The organism is Caballeronia sp. LjRoot34, assembly GCF_964253815.1.
In the GTDB taxonomy this organism is placed as follows: Bacteria; Pseudomonadota; Gammaproteobacteria; order Burkholderiales; family Burkholderiaceae; genus Caballeronia.
Window position 1 is genome coordinate 3,349,366 of the sequence record NZ_CAXUSB020000001.1, and the last position, 14,211, is coordinate 3,363,576.

Sequence of the window (14,211 nt, forward strand, 5' to 3'; positions counted from 1 at the left end):
CCGCGCCGTTATGCATGGAATCGATCGAGGCGCTGGAGGAGTTAGTCGCCTCAAACCACTATGCTGCCAGGACGATACTCGCAACACACGCCATTAATACGCACAGACTGACTTTGTCCTTTAACGCGAACACGATCGGATCGTCATGCATCTGTCCGCGGAACGCCGTCATCCACACGCGACTGATCCAGAACAGCATCAGCCCGAACAACGCCCAGAGACCTGCCTGATGCTGGTACATCAGCCGCACATCAGGCGAATTCAAGTACAGCGCGAGCACCAGCGCCGCCGTGTAGCCAGCCGCGGTGCCGAATGACTGCAGGATCGCCAGATCCTGTGTGATATAGCCGCGTCCGGCCGCGGCAGACTTGCCCTCCTTAAGGATCACGTTGAGCTCGGCGTAGCGCTTGACCATTGCAAGGCTCAGAAAGATCGACACCGAGAACAAAATCAGCCAGTACGACAGCGGAATCTGTCCTGCCGCGCCGCCCGCAAGGATTCGCGCGGTGTAGAGCGCCGCGAGCGAGAACACATCGACGAGCATCATCCGCTTCAGCACGAACGAATAGGCGAGCGTCAGCGCGAAGTACAAGCCCAGCACCAGCACAAACTTCGCAGGCAGAAGCGTCGCGAGCATGGCGGTGAGCGCAAGCAGCACGGCGGTCAACGCGACGCCGAACGACAGCGGTAGCTTGCCGGACGCAAACGGCCGGTTGCGCTTGCGGATATGGCGGCGGTCGGCATCGAGGTCGAGCATGTCGTTGACCAGATACACCGACGACGCGCATAGGCTGAACGCAAAGAACGCGACTGTCGCGTTGAGGACCGCGGTCGCGTCCGTGAATTGGTGCGCCGCGAGCAGCGGCAGAAACACGAGCGTGTTCTTGCACCATTGGTACACGCGCATCGCCTGCAGCACGATTCGTAGCGGTGGTCTCACTTCATCGAACAAGATGATTTGCTGGTTGACCTTGCGTGCGGCCGACGCAATCTTTTGATTGCCGACCACGATCGCGGCATGGGCGCGCTTCCAGACTGGCACGTCAGCCATGTCATTGCCGCAATAGTCGAAGCCCTGCTCGCCGAAGCGGCTCGCGAGCGCATTGGCCTTGTTGCTGCCGCGTAAGTTTAACTCGCCATTGCTGGCCATTACGCCGTTGAAAATTCCAAAGTGGGCCGCGATCTGCTCCGCGAATTGCTCGTTGGACGCGGTGCACAGATACAACTGGCGCCCGCTCTTTTGTTCGGTCCGGAGGTAGGCGACCAGCCGATCGTTGTACGGAAGTATCCCGACATCAATTGTCACGCGCTTCGCGACCTGGTCCTTCAAGTAACCCTTGCCGCGCAGCAGCCAAAGTACACACATGAAGATGTATAACGGGTTTTTCTTGAGTAACACCAGGAGCGATTCGGCCAGCAGATCGGTCCGTGCAAGCGTGCCGTCGAGATCGACGCACAGCGGAATAGCGTGAGACGACATGGCGGACATCCGTTGACAGAGGAGCGAAGGGGTTGATCAGCGAAGCACGGCATGCGGTCGTACGCAGGGCACTGTGCCGATCCTAAGGCTCGGTTGTCGAAGCATCTGTGCGACATCGCACACGGCGGTGCAACGCTCCTCGCTGGTCGCAAATCGCCTTGGAGTGCGCTATCGCACAGACACGAAGAGCCTCATCATTACGATGGCTGGAGGGGCGCCGGAGTTGTCTGAGAAATCCAGCCATAAGACCAGGACCTGCCAATGTCGAACCGAGTCGCATTGCCCCGCACCATCGCGTGGATCCTCTTGGTCTTCATCTACTACCTCGCCGCGGCGGCATCGTTCAGTGGCTTTTTCATAAAGTGGCATTTCTCCGAGACTACGCAGTACTCGCTTCCGCGGATGCTGGACGGCACCGCTACACGGCCGTTTGTTTATCGGCAATTGCTACCGATGACCGCGAACGCGCTCGACAGCGTGATCCCGCAAAGAGCAAGGGCGGCATTCCTGAACAAGCTGGTCGAGGAGACGCCGATCTCGAACCCGATCCAGCGATATTTCCCGGGCGCTGCCGACGCAGCGAATCCGCAGTACGCGCTCCGCTATTTTCTTGTCTATGCAATGTCTTTCTTGTCAATGTTCGCGGCGATGTTCGCGATTCGCGCCGCATGCATTGAGGTAACTGGCGACAGGGTCGCCGCAACACTCACGCCGCTCGCGATTGCCGCAGTATTTCCGCTGATCCTGACCGAAGGCGGCTACTACTACGACATGCCTGAACTGATGTTCATGGCGCTCGGAATCTGGCTCGCGGCAAAGCGCAGGATCATTCCGCTCGCCCTGGTTACCGCGATAGCCACGCTGAATAAGGAGTCGTACCTGTTGTTCGTGCTGACACTCGTCCCGTTCATCGCGCTGCGGCACTCGCGCAAGCAGACGGTCGTGCTGACCGGAGGGCTCCTTGCACTCGCCGCAGTGGTCAACCTGTTGATCAAACACCGGTATGCCGCAAACGGCGGCGGCGTGATGGACTACCAATTGATGTCGCACATGCAGTATTTGGCCAATCTGCGCAATTACGTCCGGATGGAGATGAACTACGGGATCCTGACGACGAAAGGTTTCAACGTGGTTAACCTGCTGCTGGTCGTGCTCCTGGTGAGGACCGGCTGGCGCGGCTTGCCCCCGGTCGCGCGTACGCACGCGTGGATCGCACTGGTGATCAACGTGCCGCTATTCATCGCGTTCTGCTACCGAGATGAATTGCGCAATCTGAGCCTCCTGACGATGACCCTCGCGTTCGTGACCTGCACGACCATTTCGGCCGCGCTGTCGCAGGCGACGGCCAGGTACGGTCAACGGGACACCGCACCGACGCCGGCCGCACAGCCCAGCGCAACGGCTGGACCGTCGTTGCGTTCTCCGCGCGGCGGTCCTGTGACCATGGAATGAATCCCGCCACCTGCTTGCGTCCCCTATTTGCACACCGTATTCCACGCAGCATTGCCGTTCGGCGGGCTGTGGCGACTCAATTCAGATCGATCGGTTTCCGAACTGTCGGCCTGGTGTGGCGGGAAGGGCAGATATAACGCTCATACGGAGGGGCCGAGGGCGTTGGGCGAGCGACGAGATGACAGGCCCCGCGAGATAACGTCTGCCTGTTTCAGGTTGATAGAAAAACGATAAAGAGGTGAGGTAACACACACTCCGGTTAAATCTGCCATTCGATACTTACCCGTTTTCCGCCGTTCTTGACCTGCCGCCAATTTGTTCCGAAAACATCGTGAGTCATTCGAGAGGGTCAAACCATGTCTTCCAACGCTGCATTGGACGTAACCAGCCCTGAAACCGGGGGCGATTCTGGAACGAGCCGATCGCGGTGGCATCTCTTTGGTCTGTGCGTGATTGTGTTCCTCGCGTCGGCGCTCGAAGATAGTGCAAATCGCCTTTTGACTCACCTGCGGATCATCACCAAGCAGCCGTCAGACCTGAGTTACGCATGGACCTGGGCGCGGTCTCTGGTGACCGCACGTGACGCGGACGACTCCTGGAACCCGATGCGCTCCGCGCTCAACTGGTTTCAGCAGCACCCCAATAGCCGTGTCTATGAGCACATATTCTTCATCGACCGGATCAAGTTCCAATATCCGTTGAGCAGCCTGCTGCCTTTGCATGCGCTGTCGCTATGGGGGATCGTTCCGACCAACGCGGCACTGAACCGGGTCAACTTCTGGTTAGTCCTTGCAAACGTCTTGATCGCGGGCGCGCTGGCGTTCACGCTGGCGCGGCGCTCGCCGGGCTATGCGCCGCGGCGCTGGCAATTCGCCACTGTCAGTGCATTTGGCGCTCTACTGTTTTATCCGTTGCTCAAGGCATTCGATCTGGGCCAGGTACAAGTCTGGATCAACACCCTGTTCGCACTGTCCGCGCTGGCGTGGCTCCTGGGACGCCGGCAGTTGGCGGGTGTTTTAATTGGCTTGATATGCCTGCTGAAGCCGCAGTTCGTCATGTTCATGGTGTGGGGCTTGCTGAGGCGGGAGTGGCGTTTCCTGGTGGGCTGGGGCCTGGTCGTGGCGGCCGGCCTTGTTGCATCGCTCGTGGTGTTCGGCGTGCAGAACCATCTCGATTACCTCGCGGTGCTGCGTACGCTGTCGCGAACCGGCGAAGCGTTCATTAAAAATCAATCGTTCAATGGTCTGCTGAACAGGCTGTACGCCACCGATGAAAATCCGGCCGTGTGGAAACCGCACGACTTTCCGCCGTTCAATCCGATCGTCTACGCCGGCACCCTCCTCATCTCAGGCGTGCTCATCGGCGTAGCATTGCTGGTTCCGCTGCGCGGCAAGAGAGCCTCCGGGTTGCTCGACTTCCTCGGTGCGGCCTTGTCGTTTACGATGGCGTCGCCTATTGCCTGGGAGCATCACTACGGCATCTTGCCGGTGATCTACATCGCGGTGATGTTCGTGCTGCTCAACCGTGATACGTCGCGCGGCAGGGCTCTGGGACTGACGATGCTATCGATATCGTATCTCCTCACAGCGCACTGGATGGGCAGCTCATGGATGCTGTGGGGCGCCCTTGCGTTGCTCGGCCTCATTTACTGGGTGAATCTGGCTCCGCGCGGTGTGGCGTGGTCTGAGTTTCCCATTCGCCCGGTAACGTCAAACTGATTCCGGCCGCTGTGTTCCTTGTCGAAGGACCTCCGTCCGGCCTGCAACACGCTCTGCGCGGCATGCATAGTTAAGTCACCCAATTTAAGTCACCCAATACCGGCCCGACATAGCGAGCGGGTCACGCCTGTCGGGTCACGCCTGTCGGATCCAGCCGGTACGATCGTCCGTTTCTGAGCGGCGCGTTCAACTGACGACGACATTGTGGAGTGGCCCCTGTCACTCAAGCTCGTCCACCACCTCTTCCTACGGTTCGCTATCGAACATACGCGGGCTTATTCGCTCGGGATATTAGCGTCTGCGCAAGATTGAGCGGGTGGCCGGAGCACGCCGTCCAGGCGGCATCGAAAGCGGCACTAGCAGATCTTACTGACCATCACAGATTGTCGAGGTCTTCATGCTCCTCCCGCGTCCAAAAATCACTCTCTCACAACGCGTGGAAGACGTTGGCGCTGCGTCGAGCGGATTCGATTACATGAGGATCGGGCTTGCCGCCAGCATCCTTTGTTGGCACACGATCTACAGCCTTTATGGGGCAGAATTCGAACAGGCTTATTGGGACAAATACCGAATGGTGGTAGGAGGAATGCTGCCGATGTTTTTCGTATTGAGCGGGTTTCTCGTGTCCGGCAGTCTCGTCAGAACCGGCAGCATCGGGAAATTCCTTTCCCTGCGCGCGATCCGCCTGTACCCCGCCCTCGCGGTGGAAGTGCTCCTGTCCGCGTTGATTCTGGGGCCGCTGCTGACAACGTTGCCGCTATCGGCTTACTTTTCCAGCGGAACATTCTGGGCCTATTTTCATAATATTATTGGATACATTACGTACCCTCTGCCGGGGCTCTTTAGCGGGAATCCGGTCCCGGACGTGACCAACGTTTCGCTGTGGACAATTCCTTTCGAGCTCGAATGCTATGCCTGTCTGACCTTGATCGCCCTTTTCGGCCTGCAGACGAGAAGGCTGCTATTACTGATGGGCCTGATTGCCCTCATCGTTTTGAAGACATACGGGCTTGCTCGTCTCGGCGACAGCGGCCAGTTCGTGGCACCGCCTGGCCGGCTGCTGGTCGCCAGTTTCCTGGCTGGAGTGGTGGCGTATTTTTACCGCGACAAAATTCCGTACAGCAGCGCCCTTTTCGCGGTCGCATTGCTGTTGCAACTGCTTCTAACCCGCAACGCCGTCACCGCTTACCTCGCGGTCATTCCGACCGCCTACGTCACCGTGTATCTCGGCCTGCTCAACCCACCCAAATATACGTTCCTCATGCGTGGAGATTACTCGTACGGGTTATATTTGTTCGCGTTCCCGATTCAACAAACCTACGCTCTGCTGTTCCCGCAGCACCGTGTATGGTGGCTCTCTATCGGTTTTAGCCTTAGCCTTGGTTTAGCCTATGCTGCGTTCTCGTGGCATTTAATCGAAAAACCCATTCTGCGCAGGAAAAACGAGATCATCAGCAGGATCACGCTCGCCGTCACAACGTCCGGCAGGATACTTTCCGCCAAATGGCGCCGCAATATGCAAAGTAACGTCCCGATCGTGCGCAGCGAGCGCTCCGATCTCGACGCAGAGTAATGCTGAAATACCCGACGATCGCGCGTCAGCCTCAGTGATCGCTCAGCAGAAGGTTTCCATGCGTGGCCGGACCGCTTGTCCGCACCCGCAGACCGTCATTCGCTGACCCGCAACAACTGACCGAAAGGCCGAACTCAGTCTGCATGGAGACGTTGCAGCATCGCAAGGACGGCCAAACACGGAACAGCAGCAACGGCGACACGATCAATCCGAAACGAGGTGTGACAGGCCAAGGTGACAGCACTGCTGCGCCGGTCATCACGATCCGTGCGCCGCTGGCAAGCGCGCTGGAAATCCGCATCGGGTCAGGCAGACTCACAAATATCCACGTGCCGCCATACAGCCCAAAGATACGGAACATCGCTGCATAGAAGCGCAACACTACATGAGCGCGGCGAGCGCGCAGTGCGGTGCAGGAAGTCGCCTGGAACCAAGTCATTGAAAGGGATCACGTAGGCCGCAGCTATGTGCCGCCGACAGCGCACGTGTCGAACGCGAATGCGCCGACCGGCACCGATTCCCCATGCTGAACTATCGAAGCGAACTCACGCTCTACGATATAGCAAACATTATATCAAAATGCCAAATGAACGCGGGGCAGCCGATGTCCATACCAAACGCCAATAAGGAGGCCTGTTTAATCTACACTACCACTCCAAATTAGTTACCGATTATTACGCGACGATCCACTCCCGATTAGCGACGAAATTTGACCCATTGCATCGCCAAAATTGGCTAATATTGATACTTCGATAGTGGGCGGCTCGAACGAATCTACGATACAACTACCCTGGTTACAGTGATTGAATAAAATAAAATTTCGAGCAGTGTTGAGATTCAAACTGCTCCAACCAACGGACACAAGCCATGCGCCCGTCAAGCACAGGAAACGTTGCTGATTAAGGAATTAATAGCAACTCCGTTGCACAGTGAGGTAAAAAATGTACCTTTCCGCGTACTTCGATACGAGCGCCGATTAATGGACAGAGTCAATTTCAGTGCAGAAGTATGCTCAATTTGTGGGACGTCGGAATCAAATGACGACAGAGCATTCCAAACTTCTACCCTCAGACGACTAGGCATACGATCCAATTTGCACTAAAGTGCGCCGGTTATTTTTTAAGTGTGAGCGCCCGCTACCGCCCTGACACTAGACAGTGCGGTTGCTGCCGTTCCATGAGCTGTAGCGACAAAGAGTTTCGTTTGCCGCAAAGGTTCGCGTCCTTCGCAGGTTTGACAATGAAGTTGATCATCCAAATCCCGTGCTTCAATGAAGCACAAAGCATTGCGATAACGCTCGCCGCGCTACCTCGTCGGCCTTGCAGAAGTTCGTGAGGCCCCGCCTGGCTTGGCGTTGCAGTTAGTTGGCGGATAAGAGAACTCCCAGAACGAATATCGATCTGATAAAGATTCTGGGAGTTTCGGAGTGGTCGCCAATGAGCACGCCTGATTTCTTTCGTAGCCGTCTGGACGCGATGATTGATCTACGTCACCCGCTTGCCGTGTTGGCAACGAAGATGTCGTGGGCTTCAATCGAAACGACGCTTGCTCCCCTGTTCGAGCGACGCTCACGCGATGGACGGGTAAGCGAAGGGGTTGACCTGTTTGGCTCGAACTCGCTGGAATTTGCCGGTGGCGTCAGTACGGCTGGACGTCCGCGCTTGCCTATGCGGCTGATGGTAGGTCTGCTGTACCTGAAGCACGCCTACAACGAGAGTGACGAAACCGTGTGCGAGCGCTGGGCGCAGGACGTGTACTTCCGGTTCTTCTGTGGCGAGGAGTATTTCCAGCCGCGTCTGCCGTGCGACCCGACCAACCTGGTGCGCTTTCGGCAGGCGCTGGGCGAAGCCGGTGTCGAGGAACTGCTCGCGGCGACGATCGCGGCTGCGGTGCAGATGAAGGCGGTGACGCCGGTCGAATTCGAGCGCGTGATTGTCGACACCACGGTTCAAGAGAAGGCGATTGCGTATCCGACCGACAGCCGTCTGCTGGAAGTGGCGCGGGCCAGACTCGTTCAGTTGGCGCAACGCGCAGGGTTGGGGCTGAAGCAAACGTACGAGCGCGAAGGCAAGCGGCTGCGTCGCCGCGCGGGCGGCTATGCCCATGCGAAGCAGTTCAAGCGCCTGCGTCGTGTACTCAAGCGTCAGCGCACAGTCTTGGGACGGTTGCTGCGCGATATCGAACGCAAGCTGTCCGGAGCTTCGGACGAACGGCAGGCACAACTGCGCGTCTGGCTTGAGCGGGCCTGGCGCATTTGCCGCCAACGTCCAAAGGACAAGAACAAGCTCTACGCACTGCATGCGCCTGAAGTTGAATGCATTGGGAAAGGAAAGGCACGCCAGCCCTACGAGTTCGGCGTCAAGGTGAGCCTCGCGATCACGGAGAAACAAGGGTTGATCGTCGGTGCCCGGGCGTTCCCCGGCAACCCCTATGACGGCCATACGCTGGCCGAGCAACTCGAACAGAGCTCCATTCTGTTGCAGGACCTGCCCGGTACACCGCAGCCGAAGACCGTATTGGTCGATCTCGGGTTTCGCGGCATGGACGTGGAGGCATCATCAGTACACCTGATTCATCGTGGAAAACACAAGACACTGACTAGCACGCAGCGACGTTGGCTTAGGCGACGGCAGGCGATCGAACCGATCATCGGCCATGTGAAGCACGACCACGGTATGCGTCGTTGCTGTCTCAAAGGGCAAACCGGCGATGCACTGCATGCCGTGCTGTGCGCCACGGGCTACAACCTGCGCTGGCTGTTGCGGGCGATTGTTCGCCTGGGTCTGGGGCCCATCTTTTTTATCCTCGCCTGGCTGCATCGGATCGTCAATGTCCCGTCGCATCCGCTGCTTGCGCACCGGAAACGCTTCCGGCGGCCTAACCTTCCCGCTCCCACAAAATGCCCGATCGGCGTCGTGCGTCAAGCAAACTGAATTTTGCAGGGCCGACTACCTCGCGAGGTCAAGGGTTTCGACAAGGTGGAGTGGCTGGTTATCGACGACGGAAGTGCCGACGACACCGCTGCCGTCGCGCGTAGAAACGGTGCAGATCATGTCGTACGCCATACCGCCAACCAGGGACTTGCCCGAGCCTTCATGACGGGTATCGAGGCTTCGGTGCGCTTAGGCGCCGACGTTGTTGTCAATACCGACGCTGATAACCAATATGACGCCCGCGATATTCCCGCGCTGGTTGAACCAATCTGTCAGGGCGTTGCAGAAATAGTAATAGGTGCCCGGCCCATTGCTGAGATAGAGCACTTCTCTGCCGCGAAAAAATTCCTCCAGAAGCTCGGTAGCTGGGTTGTCCGAACTGCAAGCCGCACTACGGTGGAAGACGCGGCCAGCGGATTCCGGGCGTTCAGTCGAGAAGCCGCGCAGCGCCTCACCGTGTTCAGCGACTATACCTATACCCTCGAGACAATCATCCAGGCTGGCCAGAAGAACATGGCGGTCATCTCCGTACCCATTCGTGTGAATCCGGATCTGCGGCCGTCGCGGCTTGTTAAAAGCGTCCCGTCATACGTATTCAGGTCAATGCTGACAATCTGCCGGATCTTCGTTATATACCGCCCTGGCCGCTTCTTCGGCACGCTTGGCACGGCCTTGCTGGCAGCGTCGTTCGTGCCTGGTGTGCGATTCATTGCGTTATATCTTAACGGCGAAGGGCAAGGTCATGTCAATATGGCAAAAGCCAGCAATAAGGGAGCGCGCGGTTTGAAAGTTAGTGCTTCCGTAAGCATGCTCGCCGCATGCTAAATTCCGTGCAAATAAATAGGCTCAGAAAGCCGCTCGGGCGCCCGACTACGCGACTACATGCCGATCTTCATTTATACAACGTGCCGCGTGAAGTAGGGAATGATCTGGCCGTGGCCGCTAGAGGAGGAACAATTCGAAGCTCGATTTACAAAAAACGATATTCTTCAATACAGTGAAGTAGTTAAATTTACGGGCACTCAATATAAAAAATGCGACTGGAATTTTTACCCTTCTACCAAGAAAATCCTCCGCGATCGATTTTCTTGGCACGCACCAACCGCCTCTACCTCCGGTCAGCGTCATCAACCGCAACGAAGGGCTGACGCTTGCCCACACCAACGAAAACACAATATCTTTACCGACCGACATCTGCACCTAAAAATAATAAACTAAATTCCAATCGATGCGACGCCTAACCAATCGGCCCAGCGCCGGATAACAACTTACAGCATATCAGTGCCGATGAGATTTTTAATTATTCTTAAAGATAACACAATTTCCTCCAAAATTCAGCCGTACCATAAAATAACAGATGATATTTATAATATTCAAAATGTAAATCGTCTAACTTCGATGGCGATTACAAGATTAGCACCGAATTCTCGATAGATGACTCATCATGTAACCGATATGATGGCCAAGTCATAACGTTGTGTAAACTGAGTGATGTCGCACACTACATTCGAGCTTCTTCCCACGATCTTGCCAAGGCTCCATCACAATGAGAACAGTTAGATCGAACTCGGTACTACTTATATTGACTGAATTTTTATCGCCTTGGCTGTTATCAACCCTAGCAAACTCAAACTACTGTCGATAGACATTAAGGATTCAATTATGAATTTTTTACATTCTTTGCTTGAAATTTCCCATTAAAATTCCATGATTTTGTCTATTTTTCTACCCTCGATGAGACTTTACGCATTTTCACTAATCGGCGAGCGCTCCAAGTCGGATCAAATGCTACCGCATTCACATATCGCCGCGAAATTCGATTAAATAATTTAAATGAATATAGCCTCACTGCGAACCGCTAATTCGTAGCTACTGCAATCCAGAATCCTCAATTTTTGATATGAATCGATTGATTCTCGTTAAATATATCAGAGATGATCCGCGGGAAACGACGCCAACAGAAGGTCACTGCTCTAGCGATTTTTCATAAGTAATATTATGCGAAACGCCTACGAAGATGCAATTGACAAATTTTGATCGCCCAAGCCGTTTCGAAATTCGCATTTTCTTAGCTTCTTAAAAATCGCTCATAGTTATTGACGCTGGAAAACATGCTGCCCGCCCCCACGAAGAAAAGTCGAACTTATTCTACTTCTATCCCATAGATGACAATTCCACGCAACGCGCAGCATTCGCGCGGCGCACGAATTTAAGAAAAACTTCAGAATTTCACGAATTCGTATTCTGTGTGGCGATCGGACAGGCGAATCCGTCGCGCCTACTCGCCTTTTCGGTCAACGCTATTGATTAAATCAGGATGAACATAGTCGATTAAGCCGGCACGAAGTTTTCTCTTTGCAATTTTTAAAAATATTCGAAGCGGATACTCATTTCAGATGTTTAATTGTACCTACGAACCTTCACCGATTTTATGCGACCTTCGTCTCATCCGACAACGTGGGCTGCAGGTGGTTGAGATGCGGCGTTGTGAGGGGTGCAAACGAGGAGAGGACAAAGTGCTACGCCGATCCAACCGCCGCTACCCGCGCACCCGCTTTACAGAGAAGAGGTAAGCTTCAACGAGATATGTCCAAAGGGTCAGCAGTTGCAGCGTGACCGCCTCAGAGAGTGTGCAATTCGGTTTTTCAAGTTCCGGTACAAGGCCCAACGCTTGTCGGTTTATCGCTTAATGCACGCTCTAGTTCCGAACGCCAGCATCCGACAAATCACTTGTGCGAGGAAAGCGATCAGTTCTGTATCTGAAGGAGGACAGCCGATCGACGGTGGACATGTTACTCGCTCGGCGCATTCTCGGGCCGGTCGCTCACGCCCTCCGCAACCGTCACCATCGAACCGGTATGGTGAAAATATGGTCACGCGCAGATGGAACAAACCAGGCGCGCTGCTCAGTCCCCTGCATTTTCAGTTCGGGCGGCTCAGTGACATGCATGAAGTAGTGCACATCTTGCTTGCAGCAACGGTATTTTCCAAGGTCTCGCTAGCGATCGTGTCTCCTCTACCGCACTTGAGAAACTTCACCTTCGCAGCCGTACTACGCTTCGCCCGATCACAGGAAAGAGCGAACCGAATTTTGAAAGTTAGAACAAAAACGTTTATCAGTTTCGCGATGGTCGCTTCGCCGAAGTAGACCCGCTCTGCCCGAATGGTCGGATGGTCGGATGGTCGGATGGTAAGCAAACACCGGCAACGGCAACCAGACAGTCCGGAAGCTTCCCCATGTTCCTCTTCTGCTGATCTGCAATGGAACTCGGTGGCGCAGCGTGTCTGTCATCGTCAAGGTAGCCGGACAGACGCATCTATCAGGAAGCTCACCTGCACCCGCCGTAAGCCCCGCGCAGGGAGCGTGGGGTCTCCCATCAAACTGCCAGAGTTTCCATCGCGCCGTCTAGCGCGCCGCGCCCGAATGCAACGTAGGGTTCCGCACGCTCGTCAGCACCGGTGGCATTGTCGTCTGATGTTCCGGCACCCAGCGGCTCGGATCACGCCGCATTTCATCATCTGCCAATACGTGATGTTGCATCAACCACGGCAGCAACTCATCGAGGAATTGATTCGGCACCTCGCGCGCCTGCTCCATCCGCGGTTTCCGATGCGGTGTGCGTGTGGCCGTTTCGTCGTTAGCAAGCAAGTCTTCACACAGATTTTCGCCCGGACGCAAGCCCGTGAAAGCGATCCGGATCTGCTCGTCCGTGAATCCGTACAACCGGCTCAGATCGCGTGTCAGGTCCGCGATCCGCACAGATCACCCAGATCCAGGAGAAGAACTCGCCGCCACGGCCCATGCTTGGCGCCTGCAAAACCAGCTGTGCGGCTTCCGGCGGACATGTTCGGAAAGTGCGCGAACCACGCGAGCGCGACTCCGACGATGTAGTCTGCGATGACCTTCGCCGCGAGCGTGCCAAGCGACAGATCCGGCAAGAGCGATTTCAGATGCAGGCCGAGCACGCACGCGCCGCCGTGCGCTCCCTCGCGACTCACGTGGGCCGGGTTCCTCACAGAATCCGGCGAAGCGCGCGAGCCTAAATCGCTGTGCAATGAAGTACAGGAGAAGCGGCAACCCGATCCCAGCGAGCGCGCCGAATATGACATGCACGATGTCGAGCGTAATTCCGGCACTCAGAGGCGCGGTCCAGACGAGGCTCGCAGCCATCACGTAAAGCACGAAGACGGGCTTCCAGCCCCGGCCGAGCCACGCAACGCCATGTGCGAAATGCTTTGGGCCAAGCCACTGCGCGGCGGCGGCCACTAGTGCAGCGCCTGCCACGTTCGCGGGCCACGCATAGACGTTCTGATAGCCGCCAAAGCGCCGGCCGATGCCGATCGCGCCAAGGAACACGACGGCCAGCGCCAAGATCACCGACACGCGCGCACGTGCGCCAATCCCGCGAGCGGCGCCGCGCGCCATGACGGCGCCCATCATGGAGAAGGCGATACCCAGGAAGGTCATCGTGGCGACTCCCCACAAAGTCATCATCGCGAGCGCCGCGCATGGAACCGCCAGCGCGCCTGGCAATGCGTCAGCGGCGAGCCGCCCCCGATTGTCAGCGACGCCGCTGTCTGGGCGAATCGCCACGAGTGCGAGGAGATGGCAGACGCACAGCGCATACAGAAACCAGAACTGGCCAGCCGGACGCCATGCGATCCGGACGAGCTCACCAAGCGGAAACGGGCGGTCCGCGAGTATTGCCAGGACCCATTGTACGAGCGTCTGGAGCACCGACCAGAGCACGAAGGGATAGACGATGGTGCGCACCGTCATGCGCAGGAAACCCAGCCGGGATTGCCTCAGGGACGCGGACGCCTCCAGGCCGAACACGAAGAACAGGACCGGAAACCCGATGGTGGAGCACGCGTACCTGAGCGCCAGCAACAGATGGCCGATCGTGTCGTCCTGCATGAAACCGGCATCCACGACCTCCCGCAGCACGTGGCCGCACACCACTGCTGCAATCGCAATGCCCAAAGCAATATTCCTAGATACCCGATTCATGGTCTTCACGTCCGCACCGGCTGTTCTGTTCGACGAAATGCCTG

General features: G+C 56.5%; 7 protein-coding genes and 2 pseudogenes. 5 read left to right on the forward strand and 4 right to left on the reverse strand.

All coding sequences use genetic code 11. The features are described 5' to 3' along the window. Positions 1-58: 58 nt before the first annotated feature. Entirely contained in the window at positions 59-1,480 is a 1,422-nt protein-coding gene (locus ACSQ36_RS15005; protein WP_436182473.1) for a UbiA family prenyltransferase, read from the reverse strand. 261 nt (positions 1,481-1,741) lie between these two features. Here ACSQ36_RS15005 and ACSQ36_RS15010 point away from each other — a divergent pair, with 261 nt between their 5' ends. From ACSQ36_RS15010 to ACSQ36_RS15020, 3 genes are all read left to right on the forward strand, one after another. Next, positions 1,742-2,932, forward strand: coding sequence for a hypothetical protein (locus ACSQ36_RS15010; RefSeq protein WP_436182474.1), 1,191 nt, complete (start codon positions 1,742-1,744; stop codon positions 2,930-2,932). 356 nt (positions 2,933-3,288) lie between these two features. Then, on the forward strand, positions 3,289-4,650 hold the full coding sequence (locus ACSQ36_RS15015; RefSeq protein WP_436182475.1) for a glycosyltransferase family 87 protein: 1,362 nt from the start codon (positions 3,289-3,291) through the stop codon (positions 4,648-4,650). Positions 4,651-5,047: 397 nt separating this feature from the next. Continuing rightward, positions 5,048-6,223 carry an acyltransferase family protein gene (locus ACSQ36_RS15020; protein WP_436182476.1) on the forward strand — a complete coding sequence of 392 codons (1,176 nt, stop codon included), beginning with the start codon at positions 5,048-5,050 and terminating at the stop codon, positions 6,221-6,223. A 31-nt stretch (positions 6,224-6,254) separates the two neighbouring features. Here ACSQ36_RS15020 and ACSQ36_RS15025 read toward each other — a convergent pair whose 3' ends face one another. Further along, positions 6,255-6,662 carry a hypothetical protein gene (locus ACSQ36_RS15025; protein WP_436182477.1) on the reverse strand — a complete coding sequence of 136 codons (408 nt, stop codon included), beginning with the start codon at positions 6,660-6,662 and terminating at the stop codon, positions 6,255-6,257. A gap of 997 nt (positions 6,663-7,659) precedes the next feature. Between ACSQ36_RS15025 and ACSQ36_RS15030 the strand changes: the two genes are divergently transcribed. Together ACSQ36_RS15030 and ACSQ36_RS15035 are read left to right on the forward strand one after the other, a co-directional pair. Next, positions 7,660-9,156, forward strand: coding sequence for an IS5 family transposase (locus ACSQ36_RS15030; RefSeq protein WP_436182478.1), 1,497 nt, complete (start codon positions 7,660-7,662; stop codon positions 9,154-9,156). 3 nt (positions 9,157-9,159) lie between these two features. After that, positions 9,160-9,981 carry a glycosyltransferase family 2 protein gene (locus ACSQ36_RS15035; RefSeq protein ID WP_436182479.1) on the forward strand — a complete coding sequence of 274 codons (822 nt, stop codon included), beginning with the start codon at positions 9,160-9,162 and terminating at the stop codon, positions 9,979-9,981. A 2,581-nt stretch (positions 9,982-12,562) separates the two neighbouring features. Here ACSQ36_RS15035 and ACSQ36_RS15040 read toward each other — a convergent pair. Both ACSQ36_RS15040 and ACSQ36_RS15045 read right to left on the reverse strand, forming a co-directional pair. Next, positions 12,563-13,019, reverse strand: a pseudogene (locus ACSQ36_RS15040) (polysaccharide biosynthesis protein); the annotation flags it as partial. Positions 13,020-13,228: 209 nt separating this feature from the next. Next, positions 13,229-14,167: pseudogene (locus ACSQ36_RS15045) on the reverse strand (acyltransferase family protein); the annotation flags it as partial. Between the last annotated feature and the right edge of the window lie 44 nt (positions 14,168-14,211).

Excerpts from the sequence above, each read along its gene's own strand:
- ACSQ36_RS15005 (WP_436182473.1), bottom strand. The coding sequence starts at position 1,480 with ATGTCGTCTCACGCTATTCCGCTGTGCGTCGATCTCGACGGCACGCTT.
- ACSQ36_RS15015 (WP_436182475.1), top strand. The coding sequence starts at position 3,289 with ATGTCTTCCAACGCTGCATTGGACGTAACCAGCCCTGAAACCGGGGGC.
- ACSQ36_RS15020 (WP_436182476.1), top strand. The coding sequence starts at position 5,048 with ATGCTCCTCCCGCGTCCAAAAATCACTCTCTCACAACGCGTGGAAGAC.
- ACSQ36_RS15030 (WP_436182478.1), top strand. The coding sequence starts at position 7,660 with ATGAGCACGCCTGATTTCTTTCGTAGCCGTCTGGACGCGATGATTGAT.
- ACSQ36_RS15025 (WP_436182477.1), bottom strand. The coding sequence starts at position 6,662 with ATGACTTGGTTCCAGGCGACTTCCTGCACCGCACTGCGCGCTCGCCGC.
- ACSQ36_RS15010 (WP_436182474.1), top strand. The coding sequence starts at position 1,742 with ATGTCGAACCGAGTCGCATTGCCCCGCACCATCGCGTGGATCCTCTTG.